Source organism: Rhizobium mongolense subsp. loessense (assembly GCF_900099775.1).
Taxonomy (GTDB): Bacteria; Pseudomonadota; Alphaproteobacteria; order Rhizobiales; family Rhizobiaceae; genus Rhizobium; species Rhizobium loessense.
In genome coordinates, this window is sequence record NZ_FMTM01000002.1 from 121,273 (window position 1) to 141,965 (window position 20,693).

Annotated in this window: 21 protein-coding genes and 1 pseudogene; 7 read left to right on the plus strand and 15 right to left on the minus strand. The window is 60.2% G+C overall.

Translation table 11 applies throughout. The features are described from left to right. Window positions 1-61: 61 nt before the first annotated feature. The 4 genes from BLP23_RS08240 to BLP23_RS08255 all read left to right on the plus strand — a co-directional run bounded on the left by BLP23_RS08240 (window position 62) and on the right by BLP23_RS08255 (window position 2,935). Entirely contained in the window at window positions 62-547 is a 486-nt protein-coding gene (locus tag BLP23_RS08240; protein ID WP_092584935.1) for an Lrp/AsnC family transcriptional regulator, read from the plus strand. Between the two features lie 319 nt (window positions 548-866). Next, window positions 867-1,853, plus strand: coding sequence for an NADH-quinone oxidoreductase subunit NuoH (gene nuoH, locus BLP23_RS08245; RefSeq protein ID WP_092584415.1), 987 nt, complete (start codon window positions 867-869; stop codon window positions 1,851-1,853). Window positions 1,854-1,883: 30 nt separating this feature from the next. Continuing rightward, window positions 1,884-2,450 (plus strand): NADH-quinone oxidoreductase subunit I, encoded by a 567-nt coding sequence (locus tag BLP23_RS08250; RefSeq protein ID WP_092584416.1) that lies wholly within the window; start codon window positions 1,884-1,886, stop codon window positions 2,448-2,450. Between the two features lie 44 nt (window positions 2,451-2,494). Continuing rightward, window positions 2,495-2,935: a CBS domain-containing protein gene (locus BLP23_RS08255; RefSeq protein WP_092584936.1), complete on the plus strand. Its 441-nt coding sequence runs from the start codon at window positions 2,495-2,497 to the stop codon at window positions 2,933-2,935. On the opposite strand, the gene nuoG is transcribed toward BLP23_RS08255, so the two are convergent. From nuoG to BLP23_RS35065, 15 genes and pseudogenes are all read right to left on the minus strand, one after another. Continuing rightward, complete coding sequence (gene nuoG, locus BLP23_RS08260; RefSeq protein ID WP_092584417.1) at window positions 2,929-5,547, minus strand: NADH-quinone oxidoreductase subunit NuoG; 2,619 nt, start codon at window positions 5,545-5,547, stop codon at window positions 2,929-2,931. The genes BLP23_RS08255 and nuoG overlap by 7 nt on opposite strands. 32 nt (window positions 5,548-5,579) lie before the next feature. Then, complete coding sequence (nuoF, locus tag BLP23_RS08265; protein WP_092584418.1) at window positions 5,580-6,845, minus strand: NADH-quinone oxidoreductase subunit NuoF; 1,266 nt, start codon at window positions 6,843-6,845, stop codon at window positions 5,580-5,582. A 4-nt stretch (window positions 6,846-6,849) separates the two neighbouring features. After that, on the minus strand, window positions 6,850-7,362 hold the full coding sequence (gene nuoE, locus BLP23_RS08270) for an NADH-quinone oxidoreductase subunit NuoE (protein WP_092584419.1): 513 nt from the start codon (window positions 7,360-7,362) through the stop codon (window positions 6,850-6,852). A gap of 19 nt (window positions 7,363-7,381) precedes the next feature. Further along, a complete protein-coding gene (gene nuoD / locus BLP23_RS08275; RefSeq protein ID WP_092584420.1) occupies window positions 7,382-8,596 on the minus strand; it encodes an NADH dehydrogenase (quinone) subunit D in 1,215 nt (404 codons plus the stop codon). 1 nt (window position 8,597) lies between these two features. Next, on the minus strand, window positions 8,598-9,161 hold the full coding sequence (locus BLP23_RS08280; protein WP_092584421.1) for an NADH-quinone oxidoreductase subunit C: 564 nt from the start codon (window positions 9,159-9,161) through the stop codon (window positions 8,598-8,600). Beyond that, complete coding sequence (locus BLP23_RS08285; RefSeq protein ID WP_092584422.1) at window positions 9,158-9,661, minus strand: NuoB/complex I 20 kDa subunit family protein; 504 nt, start codon at window positions 9,659-9,661, stop codon at window positions 9,158-9,160. Before BLP23_RS08285 ends, BLP23_RS08280 begins: the two co-directional genes overlap by 4 nt. Further along, window positions 9,649-10,014 carry an NADH-quinone oxidoreductase subunit A gene (locus BLP23_RS08290; RefSeq protein ID WP_092584423.1) on the minus strand — a complete coding sequence of 122 codons (366 nt, stop codon included), beginning with the start codon at window positions 10,012-10,014 and terminating at the stop codon, window positions 9,649-9,651. The genes BLP23_RS08285 and BLP23_RS08290 overlap by 13 nt, the downstream gene beginning before the upstream one ends. Window positions 10,015-10,168: 154 nt before the next feature. After that, window positions 10,169-11,608, minus strand: coding sequence for an NADH-quinone oxidoreductase subunit N (locus tag BLP23_RS08295; protein ID WP_092584424.1), 1,440 nt, complete (start codon window positions 11,606-11,608; stop codon window positions 10,169-10,171). Then, a complete protein-coding gene (locus BLP23_RS08300) occupies window positions 11,605-13,080 on the minus strand; it encodes an NADH-quinone oxidoreductase subunit M (protein ID WP_092584425.1) in 1,476 nt (491 codons plus the stop codon). The genes BLP23_RS08295 and BLP23_RS08300 overlap by 4 nt, the downstream gene beginning before the upstream one ends. Before the next feature lie 8 nt (window positions 13,081-13,088). Further along, a complete protein-coding gene (locus tag BLP23_RS08305) occupies window positions 13,089-14,849 on the minus strand; it encodes a Na(+)/H(+) antiporter subunit D (protein ID WP_092584426.1) in 1,761 nt (586 codons plus the stop codon). Continuing rightward, on the minus strand, window positions 14,842-15,096 hold the full coding sequence (locus tag BLP23_RS08310; protein ID WP_092584427.1) for a hypothetical protein: 255 nt from the start codon (window positions 15,094-15,096) through the stop codon (window positions 14,842-14,844). Before BLP23_RS08310 ends, BLP23_RS08305 begins: the two co-directional genes overlap by 8 nt. Beyond that, on the minus strand, window positions 15,093-16,556 hold the full coding sequence (locus BLP23_RS08315; RefSeq protein ID WP_092584428.1) for a monovalent cation/H+ antiporter subunit D family protein: 1,464 nt from the start codon (window positions 16,554-16,556) through the stop codon (window positions 15,093-15,095). Before BLP23_RS08315 ends, BLP23_RS08310 begins: the two co-directional genes overlap by 4 nt. A gap of 4 nt (window positions 16,557-16,560) precedes the next feature. After that, window positions 16,561-16,863, minus strand: a complete 303-nt coding sequence (nuoK, locus tag BLP23_RS08320) for an NADH-quinone oxidoreductase subunit NuoK (protein ID WP_074071540.1) — start codon at window positions 16,861-16,863, stop codon at window positions 16,561-16,563. After that, on the minus strand, window positions 16,863-17,357 hold the full coding sequence (locus BLP23_RS08325) for an NADH-quinone oxidoreductase subunit J (RefSeq protein ID WP_022716706.1): 495 nt from the start codon (window positions 17,355-17,357) through the stop codon (window positions 16,863-16,865). The genes nuoK and BLP23_RS08325 overlap by 1 nt, the downstream gene beginning before the upstream one ends. Before the next feature lie 181 nt (window positions 17,358-17,538). Continuing rightward, window positions 17,539-17,655 (minus strand): annotated as a pseudogene (locus BLP23_RS35065) (ABC transporter ATP-binding protein); the annotation flags it as partial. Between the two features lie 314 nt (window positions 17,656-17,969). On the opposite strand from BLP23_RS35065, the gene BLP23_RS08330 reads away from it, so the two are divergent. The 3 genes from BLP23_RS08330 (at window position 17,970) to BLP23_RS08340 (ending at window position 20,436) form a co-directional block, all read left to right on the plus strand. After that, window positions 17,970-18,287 (plus strand): co-chaperone GroES, encoded by a 318-nt coding sequence (locus BLP23_RS08330; protein WP_092584429.1) that lies wholly within the window; start codon window positions 17,970-17,972, stop codon window positions 18,285-18,287. Between the two features lie 49 nt (window positions 18,288-18,336). Further along, window positions 18,337-19,971 carry a chaperonin GroEL gene (groL, locus tag BLP23_RS08335; protein WP_092584430.1) on the plus strand — a complete coding sequence of 545 codons (1,635 nt, stop codon included), beginning with the start codon at window positions 18,337-18,339 and terminating at the stop codon, window positions 19,969-19,971. Between the two features lie 72 nt (window positions 19,972-20,043). Then, entirely contained in the window at window positions 20,044-20,436 is a 393-nt protein-coding gene (locus tag BLP23_RS08340) for a hypothetical protein (RefSeq protein WP_092584431.1), read from the plus strand. Window positions 20,437-20,693: the final 257 nt, after the last annotated feature.

Consider the following 20,693-nt stretch of genomic DNA (forward strand, 5'->3'; position numbering starts at 1 on the left):
CATGCGCAATTCCGGCGATTCAATACATGTTTCATGCAAGAAAGCGGGGTATCGTGCACAAATGGAACAGATCGACAGATACGACCTAAAAATCCTTGCCCAATTGCAAGGCGACGGCCGCCTGACCAACAACGAGCTCTCGGAATTAATCGCGCTCTCGCCATCGCAATGTTCGCGCCGGAGGACACGGCTCGAGGCCGAGGGCTTTATCCACGGCTATCGCGCCGTGCTCGATCGCGGCAGGCTGGGGCTCGACCTCATGGTCGTCATCGCCGTAACCCTTGCGACCCACAACCGCGACAACGCCAAGCGTTTCGCAGCACTGATTGCGGACCTGCCGGAGGTGCTGGAATGTTACGCCCTGACCGGCGAAATGGACTACCACCTCAAGGTCGTGACGCCTGACCTTGCCGGACTTTCGCGCTTCGTCAATGACGTGCTCCTGCCACACGACAGCGTTCAGCATGTCAAGACGTCGATCGTACTCGCGACACTCAAGGACTTTCAGGGATTGCCTGTGCAGCAGCGCAGTCGGCCGTATGCCTGATTTATAGGTTTCGTACTATTTTGATCTGATTGAAATTGCGCCGACAAATTTGTTTGCGTTGGATTCTCCGACAATTTTGGCCAGAATCCGTTCCCTTGCCCAAAGCGGGACCTAAAGCTTCGCCCCTCAACAACCCTGGCAGGCTCACAAATCCGTTAAACGCGGTTCTAGCCATCGGGGAAGGCAGAATTGATTTCCGCTTTGCAAGTGGCGCGTCGCCGCTGTACCCTATCAAGCTGATAACTGCGCAAGTGCTCAGTGTATAGCCGGGCAAAAGTCCGGTCGCGCGTTTCAACCGATGAATAAGTAGCCGCGGATCATGGAACTTATCGTCGCCCTTGGTCTGATCGTCTTCAAGGTCGCGTTTATGATCGCGATCCTGCTGCTGCTGCCTTTGCCCCTGACCTGGCTGGAACGCAAGATCGCTGGACATATCCAGCAGCGGATGGGGCCAATGCGCGTCGGGTGGCACGGGCTGCTGCAGCCGGTGGCGGACGGAATCAAGCTCTTGACCAAAGAAGACCACATCCCGGACGAGGCCGACCGCTTTCTGTTCAAACTGGCGCCAATCCTGGCGCTCGCCCCACCATTCGTGGTGTTCGTCGCGATTCCGTTCGGCGAAACCGTCTCGGTGCTGGGCGCCGAGATCACGCTTTACGTCTCCAACATGAATGTGGCGCTCCTTTTCGTCTTCGCGGTGATCGGCATTGAGGTCTATGGTGTCATCTTCGGGGGATGGGCCGCGAACAGCAAATACGCTGTTCTGGGCAGCCTCAGGACTTGCGCGCAGATGATCAGCTATGAGATCCCGATGGGGTTTGCGGTCATCGGCGTGGTCATGCTGGCACAATCCATGAGCCTGCTCGAAATCGTACGGGCGCAGGCCGATGTCTGGAATATCATCTACCAACCGATCGGCTTCCTGGTGTTCTTCGTTGCCGGACTGGCCGAGGCACAGCGCATTCCCTTCGACCTTTCGGAAGCGGAAGGTGATCTGGGGGCTGGCTTCCATACCGAATACAGCGGTATCCGCTTTGCGTTTTTCATGATCAGCGAGTATGCCATCGTGTTACTGGTGTCGGTGCTGGTGGTGATCCTGTTCTTCGGCGGCTGGAACGGCGTACTGATCCCCTTGCCACCGCTCCTTTGGTTTTTGCTCAAGGTCTCGTTCTTCGTCTATTTGTTTATCTGGTTCCGTTTCACTTTCCCCCGCTACCGCTACGACCAACTGATGGCGATCGGATGGAAGGTCTTGCTTCCTTTGTCGATGGCGAACATAATCATAACCGGAATTGCTTTCTTTTAGGGGCCGCAGCGGCTCCGTAGCGGGGCGATGATGTCGCGCGCGCAGGACAGAATTGGAACATGGATCGGCTGGGCGTTCTTCGCCGACCTGGCGAGTGCCTTGGCTCTGACCTTCGGCTACATGTTCACCAGATCCGTCACCATGCAGTATCCGGACAAGGAAAAATGGTTGCCCTACCCGCGCTACCGCGGGCATCACTTCTTGAAGCGCGATGACGAGGGCGAGATCAAATGCGTGGCCTGCGAACTCTGCGCCCGGATTTGTCCCTGCGACTGCATCGAAGTCATCCCTTACGAGGACGAGAAGGGCAGCCGTCACCCGGCAAAATTCGAGATCGACACGGCCCGGTGCCTATTCTGCGGACTATGCGAGGACGCCTGTCCAGCGGACGCAATCGCGCTTGGCCAACAATACGAATTCTCGAGCTTTTCCTCGCGCGATCTGGTGATCGGGCGCGACGATCTGCTCGCCAAGCCGGGCAAGGCGGCAACCGGTGGCGGCGTAATTGCCGCGCGCCTGAATACGGAAAACGACGTGCTCGTCGAAACCAAAGAGACGCAGGGCTACAACTGGTGGCGGAATATACGGCGAACGTAAAGACGCGCCAGCTGTCAAACAATGCGCTCGGACAGGAGGCTCAGATGTTTGTCGGCGAAATCATGAAGAACAAGGGTGTCGGTGTCGTCGCGGTCAATCGCGATCAGACGATGGTGGAAGTCCTGAGACTGTTTCGCGAGAACAACATAGGCTTCGTCGTCGTCAGCCAATCAGACGGCGAATACCTTGGTACCGTGTCGGAGCGCGATTGCTGCAATGCGGTAGCCGAATACGGGGCCGCGGCGGCGATGATGCGAGCCGCCGACATCATGAACCGCAATGTAGCGACCTGTTCGACCCGGGACTTGCTGCCGGTCGCGATGGGAATCATGACCCGGCGGCGTACGCGTCATGTCCTGGTCATGGATGGGGACGACGTCGTCGGCGTCGTCAGCATCGGCGATGTGGTCAAACATAGGCTCGACGAAGCACAGCGCACGGAACAGGATCTGCAGGATTACATCTGCGGGAACAGGTATCACTGATCAAGGCGTGATGCAGCGTCAGGCACGCCACCGTCCGTGCCTTGGTGTCGATCCTTGGGATTTGACGGAGAATCCGTGAGACGGGCGGACGCCGTGGCCCGGTGAACTTCCACCGGACATGGATATACACCCCGACGCATCAGCCTGTTGAGGCGTAGGGCCCTGTAGTTTTCGGGGAGAAATACGAGGCCCTTGGGAAAGCGCCTGTTGACCTTGAGCTTCGCCGTCAATTCTCCCAGAGCGGATCGCACGACCACCGGCTCGCGATCCGAAAAGCCAAGTTGGGCGGCATCCTGCGCGCTCATCTCGACATATGGGTCGTCAGCGACTGTATTCAGGATCTCCGAGCGTTCGGAAAGATATCCGTTGTGGAACAGGCAGTTGCCGGTAATCAGCATCAGTCCGCCGGCTGCTTTCGCAGACGGCGGCGGCGCGAAGAACTCGCCAGCCGGTGGCAGCGGGACCGCCTTGGTGAATGCGCCGTCAGCGCCAAGCCCATCCTGCGTCAACCCGTGATAGGCCGGAACCCGCCGGGCAATCTCGTGGAAAATTTCGTCTTCTGTCGATGGCTGCAGCGTCTGGCTGCGCAGCGCTGCGACGAAGTCGAAGATTGCCAGATTGCCTCGCGCCTCGAAGGCGGGTTCGCGGAATTTGCGGATCTTCTGGGTCCGACCCTCGTTGTTGGTGAACGTCCCGGATTCCTCGCCGTAACCTGCTGCGGGCAGAACAACCTCGGCCAGGCCCGCCGTATCTGTTAGGAAGGTATCCTGGACGATCAAAAGATCGGCAGCGCCCAGCGCCCGCGTCACGAAATCCCTGTCGGGGTAGGCGATCAGGGGGTCTGCTCCGGCGAGGTAGAGCGCGCCCATCCGGCCACCGACGCAAAGCTCCAGCATGGCGTCGAGACCGGCGCCGGGTTCAGACGGGGTTTCGGCACCCCAGGTCCGCGCAGGGGTTGCACGGGCCGCATCATCGGTGAAGGCCCACAACCCCGGCAAAACTCCCATGTCCCAGGCGCCCAGCTGGTTGGCGCGGTCAAAGAGGAACTGCATCGCCAGGTGCTTGCCGAGCAGGCGGAGAACCTGCAGCAGGTTGCTGAGTTGCTGCAGCGTCGCGCGCGCTTCGGGTGATCTCAGGAGCTCGACGCTGACAAGCACAGTGACACTTCGGCTTTCCTTGAGCGCACTGGCCAGACGATCCGGCCCGTCGCTGCCGGAATTCACCGGCGGCCCGCCGATCGTCGCTTCGATGTCTGCAAAAGCCTCGCCCGGCAAGAAGTGACCAGCCGCTGCCACGAGCCCGGCTACCACCGCCGCAAGGCTCGCCGTTTCGCCGCCCGGCGGCACGCGAACCACAACGCGGGCATCGGCCTCCAGACGGGAGGGCCGCGCCGAAAGCATGTGCAATGCGGTTTGCCGCCGCCGCGCGCCGTCCCGCAGCAGGTATTCGGTGACCGGGTTCTCCTCGCTCACGTTGCCGCCGACGACGAGCACGCAGTCGTTGGCAATTATCTCTTCCAGTGGTGCGCGCCTGTAGAAGGCTGCCAATAATGGCCCGAGCGTATCGAAGGGCGCGGACCACCGCGACGAGCAATCAATGTTGTTGGTCCGGAATACCGTCCGCATCAGCTTCTGGAACTGATAGAGCACCTCGTTGGGCAGGCGCGGCGAGGCCAGCCCCCCTGCAGCCTTGTCTTCGACGGCCGACAGCCGCCGGCGCAGATAGTCCGCCGCTTCGTCCCAGGAAACCGGAACCAGAGCGCCATTGCGACGGATCATCGGCCGCTCGATCCGGTCCCTGCCCGAGACGAAATCGAGACCGAAGCGTCCCCGCACGCAGAGCGTTTCGCGGTTGACCCCCTCGTCCCACTTCGAGCGTACCCGCATAAACTCGCCCTTGCGTGTGCCCACCGTCAATTGGCAACCGGTGCCACAATGCGGGCAGACCGTGTCGGTCTCGACCAGATCCCAGGGCCGTGCCTTGTAGCGGTAGGGGAAACTCATGAGAGCGCCGACCGGACAGACCTCGATGCAATTGCCGCACTGATCGCAACTCGCAAGGCTACCCTCGAAGCCGGTAACGGCCGTATCCATGCCTTTTTCGACGGTGCCAAGCGCGACCGCGCCGACCACCTCCTCACACATCCGGACGCAACGCTGGCACTGGATGCAGCGGTTGACGTTCATGATGACGACCGGGCTGAGACGGATGTCTTCGGAGTGGAATACACGCTTGGGATCGTGGAACGCGCTCTTGTGGGGGCCGTATGCCATCACCATGTCCTGAAGCTCGCATTCGCCGCCCTTGTCGCAGATCGGGCAGTCAAGGGGGTGGTTGGCAAGCAGCATGTCGAGCATCGAAGATCGCGTTTCGTCGATCAGCGGCGTATTCGTCCGCACGACCATGCCATCGGTGACAGTGGTGGCGCAGGAGGGCTGCAGCCGCCGCAGCCCCTCAATCTCCACCAGGCACATGCGGCAGGAAGCGAGCGGCGGCAGCCGCTTCCAGTAGCAGAAGGTTGGAATGTCGATGCCCAAACGCTCGGCCGCCATGAGCACTGTGGAGCCAGCCTCGACTTCGAGCGTTTGTCCGTCGATCGTAACGCTAACCATGCTTCCTCCAAGCCCGCCTCAAACTCACGCTTTCAGTGAAACGGGCACCTCCGCTCCTCGATATGGGCGACGAACTCGTCGCGGAAATGCTTCAGCGCCGCCCGCAATCCCATCGCGGCACCGTCGCCGAGAGCACAAAACGTATTGCCGAAGATGCCTTTGCAGAGCATCTCCAGCTGCTCCAGATCGCCAGGCCCGCCCTCGCCGGCCTCAATGCGGCGCAGTACCTTTACGGCCCAGTTCAATCCTTCCCGGCAGGGCGTACACTTGCCGCAGGACTCGTGATGGAAGAACTCGATGATCCGCGTGGCGAGCTTGACCATGCAGGTCGAGTCGTCGATTACGATAACGCCGGCCGAACCAAGCATCGAGCCGGCGGCCGCAAGCGAGTCGAAATCCATCCCGACCTCCAGCCCGCCCTCAGCTATTAGCGGCGCCGAGACTCCGCCCGGAATTACAGCCTTGATCCTGCGTCCCGGCAGCGGACCGCCAGCATGCTCCCCGACCAGTTCGCGCAGCGGTATGCCCATCGGCAGCTCGTAAAGACCGGGTTTGCGCACCTGCCCGCTCAGGCAGTAGAGCTTCGGGCCGGGGCTCTTATCCGGGCCTATGGCCCGAAACCAGGCTGGCCCGCGCATCACAATATGCGGCACGCAAGCAAGCGTCTCGACATTGTTGATGACGGTGGGGCTCGAGTAGAGCCCGGCCACGGCGGGAAACGGCGGTTTCAATCGCGGCTGCGCCCGCTTGCCCTCGAGCGACTCGAGCATCGCGGTCTCCTCGCCACAGATATAGGCGCCAGCGCCGCAGTGAACGTGCACGGTGAACTTGAAATTAGAGCCTAGAACACTCGTTCCGAGATAGGACTTTTCATGAGCCTGGGCAATCGCTTGCTCCAGGCGGCGTATCGCCGTCACATATTCTCCACGGATGTAGACATAGGCGGTTTCGGCACCGATCGCGTAGGCGCTTACCGCCAGCCCCTCTATGAGCTGGTGTGGATCGCGCTCCATGATGATCCGGTCCTTGAAGGTCCCGGGCTCGCCCTCATCAGCGTTGCAGCACAGATATTTCGGCTTGTCGGGCCGCTTCGGCACGAAGCTCCATTTCATGCCCGTCGGGAATCCGGCCCCGCCGCGGCCGCGCAGGTTGGACTGTTTGACGAGGTCGATGACCTCGTCCGGCGTATATTCGCGCAGCGTCTTGGCCAGCGCCTGATAGCCGCCGCCGGCCTCATAGGTCGACAGCAAATGACTGTCCGGCACGTCGACATTCTTGAGAAGAACCGGCTCGAACATGACACTACTCTCCCGGCGGCCGCGCAAAGGCTGGCTCAACACTTTCGACCTCGCTCGCCATGTCGCGGAGGCTGTCCAGGAGCGCGTCTATGCGCGCGACATCAAGGTGGCCGTGGTATTCGTCGCCAACCTGCATCACCGGAGCCATCTCGCACGCACCGAGGCACTCGACGGTCGAAAGCGTGAACAGCCCATCCGGCGTCGTGCCGCCCTTCTTGATCCCCAGCACCTCCTCCAAATGCCTCAGCAGGTCCTCGGAACGGCGCAGCATGCACGAAACGTTGTCGCAGAGTTGCAGGTGGAACATGCCCACCGGCTCGATATGGAAGAGTGTGTAGAAGGTCGCCAGTTCGTAGACCCAGATCCGCTCGACACCCAGGATATCGGCGACTTCTTCCAGCACTGGGCCAGGCAAATGGCCATGCTCCCTCTGCGCGATCACAAGCGCGGGCATGATCGCTGAGCGCTGGTCGGGATAGCGCGCCGCCGCCGCCTCGATTTGTTCGCGCATGGTCATCGCGTTTTGAACCTCTTTGCTACTTGTCCACCTCGGCCATCACCGGGTCGAGGCTGCCGAGCACGGCGATCATGTCCGCCAGATAGCGGGCGTTGGTCACTCCAAAGAGTGCCTGAAGGTTGACGAAGGACGGTGCCCGCACCTTCATGCGGAACGGTTTGGGCGATCCGTCGCTGATGACGTAGAAGCCTAGCTCGCCCTTTGGCGCCTCGATCGCCGAATAGACCTCGCCCTTCGGCACCTTGAAGCCGTAGGCCGAGAGGTCGAAATGCTGGATCAATGCCTCCATCGAGCAGTGCACCCTGTCCTTGTCGACTGGGAAGGCGATTGTCGGCATGTCGATCTGGAACGGCCCCTCCGGCATCTGGTCGAGACATTGCTCAATGATCCGGATGCTCTCGCGCATTTCCTCGACACGGCACTGCCAGCGTGCATAGCAGTCGCCCTCCTTGCGGGTAACGACATTGAAGTCGAGCCGATCGTAGATCTCATAAGGTTCATCGCGGCGGATGTCCCAATCGACGCCCGAGGCGCGCAGGTTTGGGCCACTCAGGCCGAGATCGATGGCATCTTCGGGGGCGATCACGCCGATCCCTTGCGTACGGTTCAAAAACACCCGGTTGTTCTCGAGCAGCCGGTCATAGTCGCGAATGCGGTTCGGGAAGATGTCACAGAATTCCCGGATCTTGGGGAGGAACCCGTCGGGCAGGTCCTCGCGCACACCGCCGACCCGGCAGTAAGAGGTATGCATCCGCGCCCCGGTAATCATCTCCAACAGATCCATGATCATTTCGCGCTCGCGCATCGCGTAGAGCAAGGCGGTCATGGCGCCAAGATCCATCGGCAGTGCGCCAGTGATGAGGAGATGGCCCGAGATCCGTGCCAGCTCAGCCATCAACACACGAATATACTGCGCCCGTACCGGTGCTTCTATGCCGAGGAGTTTCTCCACGGCCAGCGCAAACGCCAAGTTGTTCGAAGGGGGGCAGAGATAGTCGAGCCGGTCCGTCAGCGGGAAAATCTGGGTATAGGTGAAGCTCTCGGCCAGTTTTTCGGTGCCGCGGTGGAGATAGCCGATATGCGGGTCCACGCGCTCGACGTACTCGCCGGTCAATTCGAGGACGAGCCGAAGAACCCCATGAGTGCTGGGGTGCTGCGGGCCGAGATTGAGAAGCACTTCCCTGGTATTGAGCGCTTCGCCTTCAGGCCTGCTGAGCTCGGTGACTTCAGTCATCTCAACTCTCCGGTGCGGAACGGCCTCCTTGCGGAATATCCCTGGTGGCGAGGTCCGGCTGTGTCGGCGGCGGGCCTTCGGCTCCAAACGGGTTCAACTTATCCTTGTATCCGCGCAGCGGAAAATCCTTTCGCTGCGGGAAACCCTCGAATCCCTCCCACATATAGATCCGGCGCAGGTCGGGGTGGCCCTCGAACCTGATCCCGTACATGTCCCAGGCTTCGCGTTCATGCCAGTTGGCGGTGCGCCAGACGCCCGTAACCGAGGAAAGCTGCGGCGGATCGCCAAGCCGGCACTTGATGCGAATCCGCCACCGATTGGGGAGTGAGTAAAGGTGGTATACCGCTTCGTATCGCGGCGTTTCTGGATAGTGATCGACCCCGCAGATGTCGGAGAGGAAGTTGAATCGCAGTGCAGGATGTTCCTTCAGGAACCGGCAGAACTCGACGATCGTCTCGGGAGGAACAGCAAAGACGTGAATGCCGTGCACGGAGCCGAGATCCTCGATTGCTCCCCCGAAACGCTCCATGATCGGACCCTGATCGAGAGGTCGCCCAACACTCATGACGCTGCAACCCGATCCAGAGGCGTGCCGGCCAGCGCGCGGGTCCTCTTGATCTTCTCTTGAAGCAGGAGGAAGCCATGCATCAACGCCTCGGGCCGCGGGGGACAGCCGGGCACATGGACGTCTACAGGCACGAAAGTTTCCGACCCCTGCACCACAGCGTAGGTGTTGTAAACCCCGCCTGAAATGGCGCAGGTGCCCATTGCAATCACCCAGCGCGGCTCCGGCATCTGGTCGTATAGCCGACGCACCACGGGGGCGAATTTCCGGGTCACGGTGCCGGCGATGATCATGACATCGGACTGACGTGGCGAAGGGCGGAACACCACGCCGAACCGGTCGAGATCATAGCGCGCGCAACCGGCTGAGATCATCTCGATAGCACAGCAGGCAATGCCGAAGGTCTCGGGCCACAGGGCTGACCTCCGGCTCCAGCTGATGATGCTGTCGGCCGTGGTGAACAGTACGCTATCACGGATCGCGTTATTTATTCCTCCCATTCCAACGCTCCCTTCAGCCAAGCGTAGGCGAAGCCCACGAGAAGCAGCAACATGAAGACGAACATCTCAACATAACCAATGAACCCGATCTCTTTCAGAACGACGGCCCAGGGAAAGAGGAACATTGCCTCGACATCGAAGACCACGAGCAGGATCGCAAGGATAAAGAACGGCACTCTGAAGCGGCCCCCGGCGGCCTCGCCCGACGGGTCCATGCCGCATTCGTAGGGCATGTTCTTTGCGGGATAGGAATTGGAGGGGCGCAGCAGCGAGGAAACGAAAAGCGTCGTCATCGCCACCAGAACAATTCCGGCAGTCATGAAGAGAACCGGCAGGAACTCCATTGCAGACATGTCGCATTTCCCCGGTCACCCACCGAGGGCCTTGCTCAGGCCGCGACCGGCCCCATTCGGACCGGCAATGCGGTCGCCCCAGTTAGTGACTTGGGCGCTCCTTTCTTTAATTGTCAGTGTATTCCCTCGGGGGAATCATTGCAAATCCAATAGATCAGCCTCCAAACACCGCATCTTGAGCAAGCCTCAGGAACCGTTCCGGAAACAGGCCGATTCCGAGAGTGCCGACGGCAGTGAAGGCGAGCGTCGCGCGAACCAGGGGCGTCAGAGCCGGCTCAAACGCCCTTTGTGGTTCGCGCATGTAGATCACCATGACGATGCGGATATAGAAGTAGGCGGCAACGGCGCTCAGCAGTACTGCGATGACCGCCAGCATGACGAAACCCCGCTCGACCAACGCGACCAGCACGTAGAACTTGGCGAAGAACCCGGCCGTTGGCGGGATGCCGGCCAGCGAGAACAGATAGAGCAGCATCAGAAGCGCCAGCCCGGGATGCGACCTGGCAAAGCCCGAGTAGTCTTCGATAATCTCGCCCGAGAAATCGCCGTTCCGCATCATGATGACGATGCCGAAAATGCCGAGGTTCATCAAAGAATAGATCAGCAGGTAGAGCATCACGCTCGCGATCCCGTCCGCACTGCCGGCCACTACGCCGAAAATGGCGAACCCGGCATGGGCGATGCTGGAATAGGCCAGGAGGCGCTTGAAATTGTCCTGCACCAGTGCCACGAAGCTGCCGAGTGCCATCGTCAGCACCGCAATCACTGCGACAACGAGCCAGGCGTCCGAGGCTGCAACCAGCGGATTGAGGAACACCCGCAGGATCACCGCGAACCCCGCAGCCTTCGGCCCCACAGACATGAACGCCGTGATCGTCGTCGGCGCACCCTCGTAGACGTCCGGCACCCACATATGGAACGGCACTGCGCCGACCTTGAAGACCAACCCCGCGACGATGAAGACCACCGCCAGCAGCAATCCGGGATCGAGCGGGCCGCCGGTCACCGTAGCCGTCATGCCGTCCAGTTGCGTCGTGCCGGTGAGCCCGTAAACCAGCGAAACGCCATAGAGGAAGATCGCGGTCGAGACCGCGCTAAGGATCACATATTTCAGTGCCGCTTCGTTCGAACGCGGCTCTCGCCGCAAGAAGCCGGTCAGTACATAGGTGCAGAGCACCATCAGTTCGAGGCCCACATAAAGCGACAAGAGATCGGTCGCCGAGGCCATGATCATCATTCCCGAAAGGGCGAAGAGCAGCAGAACATAGTATTCACTGCTCACGATCCCCTCGATGTCGGCATATTTTCGCGACAGGAAGAATGTCAAAACAGTGGCTAAGTAGAACACGAACTTGAAAAAGACCGCAAAGCTGTCGGCGACGAACATGCCCGTGTAGGCCGGCCGCACCTCGCTCGCCAGCATGAATGTCCCCAGGGCGGCAATCAGCACGACGGCGACGGAAGCCCAGACAAAGAAATGTTCCTGGCCCTTCCGCACGAGCTGGCCAAGGATCAGCAGGATGCAGGCCCCGGTGATCACCACGATCTCGGGCAGGCTCGCTAGAGCCGACTGGAAAAGCTGGGCGGCGGTCATTGGCCGCTCCCCTTGGTGTGCACCTGCGCCAGCAGATGCTTCACCGAGACGTCGATGATGTTGAGAAAGGGTTTCGGATAGAGCCCGACCCAAAGCACGAAGACGGCCAGCGGCAGGATGGCAGCCATCTCGCGGGCGTTCACGTCGCGTATCTTGAAGCGGGCGCCGATGCTGGCCGGACCAAGTGCTACTCTCCTATACATGCCAAGAAGATAGGCCGCGCTCAACAAGGCGCCCACGACCGCGGCCGCGCCGGCGGCCAGGTTGGCCGCAAATCCGCCCGACAGCACCAGCAACTCGCCGACGAACGAATTCGTTCCCGGCAGGGCCATCGACGACAAGGTGAACAGCGCCAGAAACACGGTATAGACCGGCGCCACCTTCATCAGCCCGCCATAGTCGGAGATACTGCGCGTATGCGTCCGCTCGTAGATCAGGCCAACGAAGAGGAACAAAGCGCCCGTCGTTACGCCGTGATTGAACATTTGCAGGACGCCACCCTCGAGCCCGCGGAGGTTCAGCGCAAAAATCCCCAGCGTTACGAAACCCATATGACTGATGCTGGAATAGGCCACCAGCTTCTTCAGGTCGTCCTGCGCCAGAGCAAGCAATCCGCCATAGACGATGGCAAGTGCCGAAAGCCCCAGCATCAGCGTCGAATAATATATCGACGCCTCCGGCAGCATCGGCAAAGAGAACCGCAAGAACCCGTAGGCACCCATCTTCAGGAGCACTCCGGCCAGGATGATGCTGCCAGCCGTAGGCGCCTGCACATGAGCGTCCGGCAGCCAGGTATGAACCGGGACCATCGGCACCTTTACGGCGAAGGCGATCAGGAAGGAGAAGAAAAGCCAGGATTGGATCCAGAACGGTAAATCCTGACCTGTGAGCGCGAGAATGTCGAAGGTCCTGCCGCCGTGGAAATAGAGCACGATGACACCGATCAGGAACAGGAGGCTGCCCGCCAGCGTGTAGAGGAAGAACTTGAACGCGGCATAGACCCGGCCATCCCCGCCCCACACCCCGATGATCAGGTACATCGGGATCAGCATCGCCTCCCAGCAGACATAAAACAGAAACAGGTCGAGGGCGCAGAATACCCCCAGCATCAGCGCCTGCATGACGAGCAGGCTCACCATGAACTCCTTCACCTTGCTGGCAATCGCGACCCACGAGGCGAGCACGCAGATCCACCCCAGCAGTGCGGTCAAGAACACGAAGAGCGCGCTGATCCCATCGATACCGAGCGCGTAGGTGATCCCGAGCATAGGCACCCACGGGTGTATCTCAGTGAACTGCATCTCGTGGGTCGTCTGGTCGAAGCTGACCAGCATTGCAATGCAGAGAGCCAGGTCGAGGACGGTGATACCCACCGCTGTCCAGCGCACCGCATCAGCGCTGCGGAGAAACATGAGAACCACTGCCCCGGCGGCAGGCGTGAATACAATGAGACTGAGGAGCGGCAATCCCATCGCACCCCCTACCGCCATGCCACGGCGAAAACGACGGCGGCGGCGATCAGACCGGCGATCATCGCCAGCACATAGTGGGTCACGACACCGGTCTGGAGCCGCCGCAACGCCGCGCCTGCGCGCAGGATCGAACGAGCGACGCCGTTCACGACGGCGTCCACACCGTTAAGGTCGATCCGCAATCCTTCTCGTGCCGACCCGTGCAGGAAAGGTAGTGCCGTTGTCTCAGACACCTCGCTCACCGCCTTCTCGTAGCGCGCCAGCGGCCTTTCGGCGAGCCACATGAAGTACCGCGCACCCTTGCGGTAGAACCAGTCGGTGTCCAGGCTGATCGTATTTTCGGGATCGAGCGCTCGCAGGAAAATGACAAAACCCAATGCCGTGAACATCAGCACGCCAAGGCTCTCCGTAATATGGAGACCCGTATATGGTTCGAAGTCGACCGGATAGGGTAGCAATGCATAAAGCGGCCGCGGGAACACCCCGATCGCAATGCACAGCACCGCCGCCATACCCATCGCAACCAGCATGTTGCCGGGCGGGTCCCTGGCCCTCAGCCCTTGGTCCCTACCGAAGAACATGTAGTACGGGAGCTTGAGTCCGGTGTGCAGGAACGTCCCAGACGATGCCATCGTCAGCGCGAGCACGACCAGCGCGCGATGATCCTGCCCGGCCGCTGCCACCACCATCGACTTGGTGACGAAACCCGAGAAGAACGGAAATGCCGAGATGGCTAAGGCGCCGATCATGTAGAGCGTCAAGGTCAGCGGCATGGTCTTGTAGAGCCCGCCGAGTTCGGTGAGCTTACGCCGCCCAGTGACATGAATCACCGCCCCCGCACCCATGAACAAAAGCGCCTTGTAGAGAATATGGGCGAAGGCATGGCTGGTGGCTCCGTTCACCGCCATCTCGGTTCCAATGCCGACGCCCGCCACCATGTACCCCACCTGGCTGACGATGTGATAGGCAAGGAGCCGCCGGCAGTCGTTCTCCAACACCGCGTAGATAACGCCGTAGAGCGCCATCGCGGTGCCGAGCCAGACGAGAAGCTCGGTTCCCGGAAACGCCCGCGCCAACACGTAGACGGCGGTCTTGGTGGTAAAGGCGCTCATGAACACCGCGCCTGTGACGGTCGCTTCCGGATAGGCGTCGGTGAGCCAGGCGTTGAGCGGCGGCACTGCGGCGTTGAGGATGAACCCGGCAAGGATCAGGTAGACGGCCACGCCCATTTCTCCCTCGATCGGGCCGAAAAGAGATGAACCTGTGGCGAGCCCGTGAAGAACCACGCCGCCGAGCAGGCAGACCCCACCGCTGATATGGACCATGAGATACCGGAACCCTGCCCGGATCGCATTGTCGCCTCCCTGGGCAAAGACCAGACAGGCAGAGGAAAATGCCATGCCTTCCCAGAACAGATAGAGCGTCAGGTAGTCACCGGCGAACACCACGCCGAGTGCGCTGCCGACGTAGATGAATGCGGCCACATGCTGGCCGGTGCGTGTCAGGTGCAACGCGTAGACCGTGCCGATCAGCGCCATGACGGTGAAAACGGTGGCGAAGACGATACTCAGCCTGTCGACCTTCGCAATCAGGATTTCCTGCCCGATAAACCTCGCCTCGCCATAACTGCCCGGCTCCATCGTGAACACGGCAAGGATCGCCAGCGTCGGGATCAGCAGCAGATAGGCCTTTCCGATCGATCCCCTGAGGAACGGTATCGGCAGAGCACCGAGAATGAAGAGCAGAGCCGGATGGATGAAGTCAGTCATAATAGTCCTCGCGCCGCATCAGCCCGATCCGATGACCGAGAAACTTGGAAACGAAGATGAGCAGAACGCAGGAGCCGAAACCGTAGACGGCGGACCAGCCAGGCAGGCGCTCCCAAAGATATTCGGCGTGTTCGCGAGAAACCAGAAAGTCGGAGGCGACGATCAGAACGAGTGCCAGATAGAACAGTCGGCGGCGCTGCCTTGCCCATTCTTCGTCACCAAAGAAGTCGACCAAGCGCTTGATCATCTGACCACTCCGTCCGCCAGGGTAAGAAAATAATCGGGGAAGATGCCCATCAGCACCGATAGAATGGCGGTCGCGACAAGCGGGATCGTGATCATCGGAATTTCCCGGACCGTCGTCCGGCTCTCCTGCGGTTCGGTCCCGAAAAAGGCGACATAGCTGACCGGCAGGAAATAGGCGGCGTTCAGGATCGAACTCACCAGGAGTACGACCAGGAATGCGATCTGTCCCGCCTCCACCGACCCCAGCGTCAAATACCATTTGCTGACGAATCCCGCAGTCGGCGGCACCCCGATCATGCTGAGCGAGGCGACGAAGAATGCCCCCATCGTCCATGGCAGCCGGCGGCCGATGCCGGCCATGTCGCTGATGTTGCGTTTTCCCGACGCGCAGTAGATCGACCCGGCGCAAAAAAACAGCGTGATCTTGGAAAAGGCGTGCGCCGCAATGTGGATGATCCCGCCGACCATTGCGACCGGCGACAACAGGACCGCGCCCAAGACGATGTAGGAGAGCTGGGAAACCGTCGAATAGGCGAGCCTCGCCTTCAGGTCGTCCCGTGTCAGGGCGTAGACCGACGCCATCAGGATCGTGAATGAAACCAGATAGGCCGTGGCGATGCCGAGGCCCAGCTCTCCGACCAGCCCGACGCCGAAGACATGGAACACCACCCGCAGCACACAAAACACACCCATCTTGACGACAGCCACTGCATGCAAGAGCGCGCTGACAGGCGTTGGCGCCACCATAGCGGCCGGCAGCCAGGCGTGCATGGGCATCACCGCAGCCTTGGCGAAGCCGAAAAGATAGCAGAAATAGACGACCGTCAGCAGCGGCGCCGAGGCATCGACACCCTCCAAGAGCCCCCCCGCCACAAAGTCGAGCGACCCCGCGATGGAATAGGTCAGGGCCAGCGCGGCAAGCAGTACACTTTTCGACGCGCCCATCAGATAGACGAGGTATTTGCGGCTTCCCGCCCATCCCTCTTCGTCCTCGTGGTGGTAGACGAGCGGATAGGTAACGAGGCTGAGCACCTCGTAGAAGATCACCAGCGTGAAGAGATTTGCGGCAAAGGCCCCTCCAACGGCCGCCGCGAGGCTGGTGGCGAAACAGGCAAAGAATCGGGTCTGCGCATGCTCGTTCAAGTGCCGCATGTAGCCGACGGAATAGACCGCAGCGACGATCCATAGGAGTGACGAGACGGTAGCGAACACCATGCCGAGCGCATCCGCCCGGAAAGCGAAGTCGGCCCCCGGCAGGATCTCGAACAGGCGCAAATCGACGGTTCCGCCCGCCAACACCGTGGGCGCCATAGAGGCGACAATCGCAAACAGGACGATCGCGGCCAACGGCGAGACGAGATCGCGGATTTTCTCACGGTTGTTCAAAAGAAGAACTGCCACGGCGGTCAGGCCCGGGACGGCGACGGCAAGCAGCGGCCTGATCGATATCACCGGGTCCAAGCCGCTATCCTTTCATCATGGTCACGTCGTCGACCTTGAGAGTGGATTTGTTCCTCACAAGAGCGACCAGGATGCCAAGAGCAACGGCAACCTCCGCCGCAGTGATTGCTATGACGAAGATGGCGAAGATCTGCCCGCGGAAGTCGTCGTAGATGCGTCCGAATGCGATGAAATTGATGTTGACCGAGTTTAGCAGCAACTCCAGCGACATCAGCACGACCAGAATATTGCGCCTGAGCAGCACGCCCGCCGCTCCGATTACGAACAGAACCACCCCGAGCAGGATATACCACGACAGCGGAACCATCACCCCCGCTCCTTCCGCGCCAGCACGATGGCGCCGACCAGAGCCACCAACAGAATGACGGAGGCGACCTCAAACGGCAGAAGATAGCCGGCGAAAAGCGTCGTGCTGAGCTGCCTGATCTCATCGCCACCGCCCACAGGGACGGTGACCGAAAAGCGATCGCTCCAGAGCACCAATGCCGACATCTCGATCCCAAGCAGAACGAGCATCACCAGTGCCGGCAGGTTGCCCCCTGGCAAGAACCGCTGCGACATTGCCTCACGCACATCGATCATCATGATCACGAATAGGAACAGGACCATGATCGCGCCGACATATACGAAGATCTGGATGACCGCGAGCAACGGCGCTTCGAGCAGGACGAAGATTGCCGAAATCTGCAGGAAACATGCCATCAGCGCCAATGCGCAGTGAACCGGATTGCGCGCCAGGACCACGGTCAGGGCCGTGATCACGGACACCGTAGCGAACAGAAGAAAGAACCCCTGAGCCATCGACGCGACCCTCCCACGCGAGCTGTCACTCGGCGCGAGACGGCCGGATTTGAAATAGCTCCGCACTTCAGGTGCATTCATAAATTGTGCCCTAGTATCGGATTTTTCACAAGATTATTGTCGGCGGCAGACAAACCACTGCGGTTCTGATTACGCTCAGCCGCTCGCCACGGTCTCGAAGCGCCGCCGCCATGGCAATCCAGACATGCTTGCGTTCCCCGCCGGAAAGCTGGTCCGTCGGTCTTTCGGCAAGATCTCTAGGTTTTGGTTGCGACGGGGGCGCCGCCACGGCTTCGTCCCTGGTCTGCGCCGGCGAGCATCAACCGTCTGCTTGCCGGCCGGCCTTTATATTCATCCGGAAAATAGTCTTATCAATCTATAAGAATCTCGTCGTCTGTTCTGACGTATAAGAGTTCATTGTCTAAATGAATCTTTATGAGCGTCGAACCAAATTCAGCGGATTATTCTAGAGCTTTTTGTAATTTTCTAGCGGATGATAATTTGGATTATCCGCTCGCATATAATAATTCTTGGCAATCCTACCAATCGAGTGCCAGAGATGTTATGTAATAGATGCGGCCGCCCTATGCGCCGACCGCAGAAAGATCCCTCATGACATTCCGTCCCCTCCACGACCGCGTCGTCATACGGCGCGCGAAAGGTGATCTAAAATCCAAGGGCGGGTTCATCATTCCCGACACGCCCAAGGAAACGCCGCAGGAAGGCGAAATGATCGCCGTTGGGCCGGGCTTGCGCGACGAAAATGGGCCGCTGATGCCGCTCGACATGGAGACCGGCGACCCGATCCTATTGGGAAAGCGGACGGGAACCAAGATCGGGATCGATGGCGAATATCTCCTGATCATGAAGGAGTGCGACATCATGGACATCGTCGAAAAGACCGAGGCGACCGCCGACACGGCCGCCTGATCCGCCGAATTCCGACCCCGGCTCTCAAGACCGAACTGGACCACAGACAATGTCTGCCAAAAAAATCATCTTCTCCACCGACGCACGCGATCGTCTTCTTCGCGGGGTCGAGGTGCTCAACAATGCCGTCAAGGTAACGTTGGGCCCCAAAGGCCGCAACGTCGTCATCGACAAGTCCTATGGCGCGCCACGCATCACCAAGGACGGCGTCGCGGTCGCCAAGGAAATCGAACTTGCGGACAAGTTCGAGAACATGGGCGCGCAGATGGTGCGCGAGGTTGCATCCAAGACCAACGATCTTGCGGGTGACGGCACCACAACCGCGACGGTGCTTGCAGCGTCCATCTTTCGCGAAGGCGCCAAACTTGTTGCGGCCGGGATGAACCCCATGGATTTGAGGCGCGGCATCGATCTTGGCGTTGCGGCCGTACTCGCGGAAATCAAAGCGCGCGCCACGAAGGTCAGCTCATCGAGCGAGATCGCCCAGGTCGGCACGATCGCCGCCAATGGCGATGCGACGGTGGGCAAAATGATCGCTGATGCGATGGAAAAGGTTGGCAACGAAGGTGTGATCACAGTCGAGGAGGCCAGGACGGCCGATACGGAACTCAATGTCGTCGAGGGCATGCAGTTCGACCGGGGCTATCTCTCGCCTTACTTCGTAACCAATGCCGAAAAAATGCGCGTGGAGCTGGAGGACCCATATATCCTTGTCTATGAGAAGAAGCTCGGCAATCTGCAGGCAATGCTGCCCATCCTCGAAGCCGTGGTGCAGAGCGGCAAGTCGCTGCTTATTATTTCCGAGGATGTCGAAGGCGAAGCTCTGGCCACGTTGGTCGTCAATAAGTTGCGGGGCGGATTGAAGGTCGCTGCCGTCAAGGCGCCGGGCTTCGGCGATCGCCGCAAGGCCATGCTGGAGGACATCGCCATTCTGACGGCGGGCCAGATGATCTCCGAGGATCTCGGCATCAAGCTGGAAAATGTCACGCTGGATATGCTCGGGCGCACCAAGCGGGCACTGATCGAAAAGGATACGACCACGATCATAGACGGCGCCGGTACAAAATCTGAGATTGCTCGACGCATCAGCCAGATTAAGGCGCAGATCGAGGAAACCGCCTCCGACTACGACAAAGAAAAGCTGCAGGAGCGCCTTGCAAAACTCGCCGGCGGCGTTGCGGTGATCCGCGTCGGCGGCTCGACCGAAATTGAAGTCAAGGAAAAGAAGGACCGCATTGACGATGCGCTGAACGCCACCCGTGCGGCGGTCGAGGAGGGTATCGTGCCGGGCGGAGGCGTGGCCCTGTTGCGCGCCAAGTCGGTCCTTTTGGGGCTAACTGCAGAAAACGCCGACGTGACAGCGGGGATTTCGGTCGTACTGAGGGCGCTGGAAGCCCCGATCCGGCAGATCGCCGACAATGCCGGTGTCGAGGGCTCGATCGTTGTCGGCAAACTCGCCGACAGCACGGATCACAACCAGGGGTTCGACGCACAGACGGAGACCTACGTCGATATGATCAAGGCTGGCATTGTCGATCCTGCCAAGGTGGTGCGGACCGCTTTGCAAGACGCCGGCTCAATCGCAGCACTTCTGATCACCGCCGAAGCGGTGATTGCCGATATTCCCGAAAGAGAACCTGCACTGCAGGCCGGAAGCGCCGGCATGAACAGCATGGGATACTGAGGGCAGTGCCTGAGCCACTCGGCCAGGACGGCCGCAGCGGTGAACCAAACAACATTGGCAAGGAGAATTCCAATGGCAATACAGAGCAGCAGCAAAACATCGATTTCCCAACGTTTCGACAGCTATCAGCCATCGAAGACGATCCTCGTATGGGCTTGTGTCGTCACCGCAGTCGCCACGATTATCGTCGGATTTAACTGGGGTGGCTGGGTGACGGGCAGCACTTCCCTCAAAGCGGCGACGACTGCGGGCGAAACAGCACGTGGAGAACTTGCATCGGCCATATGCGTTGACCGGTTCAACAGTGCGACGGATGCCGCCGCAAAACTCATTGAATTTAAGGCTCTTCCAGACAGCTATAAGAAGCGCCAGTTCATCGAAGCCGGCGGATGGGCGACCATGCCAGGACAAACCTCAGCCGACAGCAAGATCGCCGAAGGCTGCAGCACCGCGCTCTCCGCCTGAAGCCTCCCGCCTTCGACTCGCTTGGCGCCCCCATTCGGGGTGCTTCCTCTGTCCGCCACAACAGTACATGAAGCGTGATCCGTTTCGAGAAACGAAGCCTCCGCCGCCTGCCGAAGGAGATTCAGCGATGGAGGCTTCTGGGTTACCTGTCTGCTCCCAAGGTTTGAGATCGCCCTACGGTCTGCACGATGCCGCGCGTCGACGTGCTCGAATGTCATGGAGGCCTCCTGAAACCTACCGCGGAGCTCGGGGTAACT

Coding starts and splice junctions, on each gene's coding strand:
- BLP23_RS08310 (WP_092584427.1), bottom strand. CDS start 15,096: ATGATCAAGCGCTTGGTCGACTTCTTTGGTGACGAAGAATGGGCAAGG.
- BLP23_RS08250 (WP_092584416.1), top strand. CDS start 1,884: ATGTCGCGCGCGCAGGACAGAATTGGAACATGGATCGGCTGGGCGTTC.
- nuoK (WP_074071540.1), bottom strand. CDS start 16,863: ATGGTTCCGCTGTCGTGGTATATCCTGCTCGGGGTGGTTCTGTTCGTA.
- BLP23_RS08305 (WP_092584426.1), bottom strand. CDS start 14,849: ATGACTGACTTCATCCATCCGGCTCTGCTCTTCATTCTCGGTGCTCTG.
- BLP23_RS08240 (WP_092584935.1), top strand. CDS start 62: ATGGAACAGATCGACAGATACGACCTAAAAATCCTTGCCCAATTGCAA.
- BLP23_RS08300 (WP_092584425.1), bottom strand. CDS start 13,080: ATGGGATTGCCGCTCCTCAGTCTCATTGTATTCACGCCTGCCGCCGGG.
- groL (WP_092584430.1), top strand. CDS start 18,337: ATGTCTGCCAAAAAAATCATCTTCTCCACCGACGCACGCGATCGTCTT.
- BLP23_RS08325 (WP_022716706.1), bottom strand. CDS start 17,357: ATGGCTCAGGGGTTCTTTCTTCTGTTCGCTACGGTGTCCGTGATCACG.
- nuoD (WP_092584420.1), bottom strand. CDS start 8,596: ATGACTGAAGTCACCGAGCTCAGCAGGCCTGAAGGCGAAGCGCTCAAT.
- nuoG (WP_092584417.1), bottom strand. CDS start 5,547: ATGGTTAGCGTTACGATCGACGGACAAACGCTCGAAGTCGAGGCTGGC.
- BLP23_RS08340 (WP_092584431.1), top strand. CDS start 20,044: ATGGCAATACAGAGCAGCAGCAAAACATCGATTTCCCAACGTTTCGAC.
- BLP23_RS08330 (WP_092584429.1), top strand. CDS start 17,970: ATGACATTCCGTCCCCTCCACGACCGCGTCGTCATACGGCGCGCGAAA.
- nuoF (WP_092584418.1), bottom strand. CDS start 6,845: ATGTTCGAGCCGGTTCTTCTCAAGAATGTCGACGTGCCGGACAGTCAT.
- nuoE (WP_092584419.1), bottom strand. CDS start 7,362: ATGACCATGCGCGAACAAATCGAGGCGGCGGCGGCGCGCTATCCCGAC.
- BLP23_RS08290 (WP_092584423.1), bottom strand. CDS start 10,014: ATGTCTGCAATGGAGTTCCTGCCGGTTCTCTTCATGACTGCCGGAATT.
- BLP23_RS08280 (WP_092584421.1), bottom strand. CDS start 9,161: ATGAGTGTTGGGCGACCTCTCGATCAGGGTCCGATCATGGAGCGTTTC.
- BLP23_RS08295 (WP_092584424.1), bottom strand. CDS start 11,608: ATGACCGCCGCCCAGCTTTTCCAGTCGGCTCTAGCGAGCCTGCCCGAG.
- BLP23_RS08285 (WP_092584422.1), bottom strand. CDS start 9,661: ATGGGAGGAATAAATAACGCGATCCGTGATAGCGTACTGTTCACCACG.
- nuoH (WP_092584415.1), top strand. CDS start 867: ATGGAACTTATCGTCGCCCTTGGTCTGATCGTCTTCAAGGTCGCGTTT.
- BLP23_RS08255 (WP_092584936.1), top strand. CDS start 2,495: ATGTTTGTCGGCGAAATCATGAAGAACAAGGGTGTCGGTGTCGTCGCG.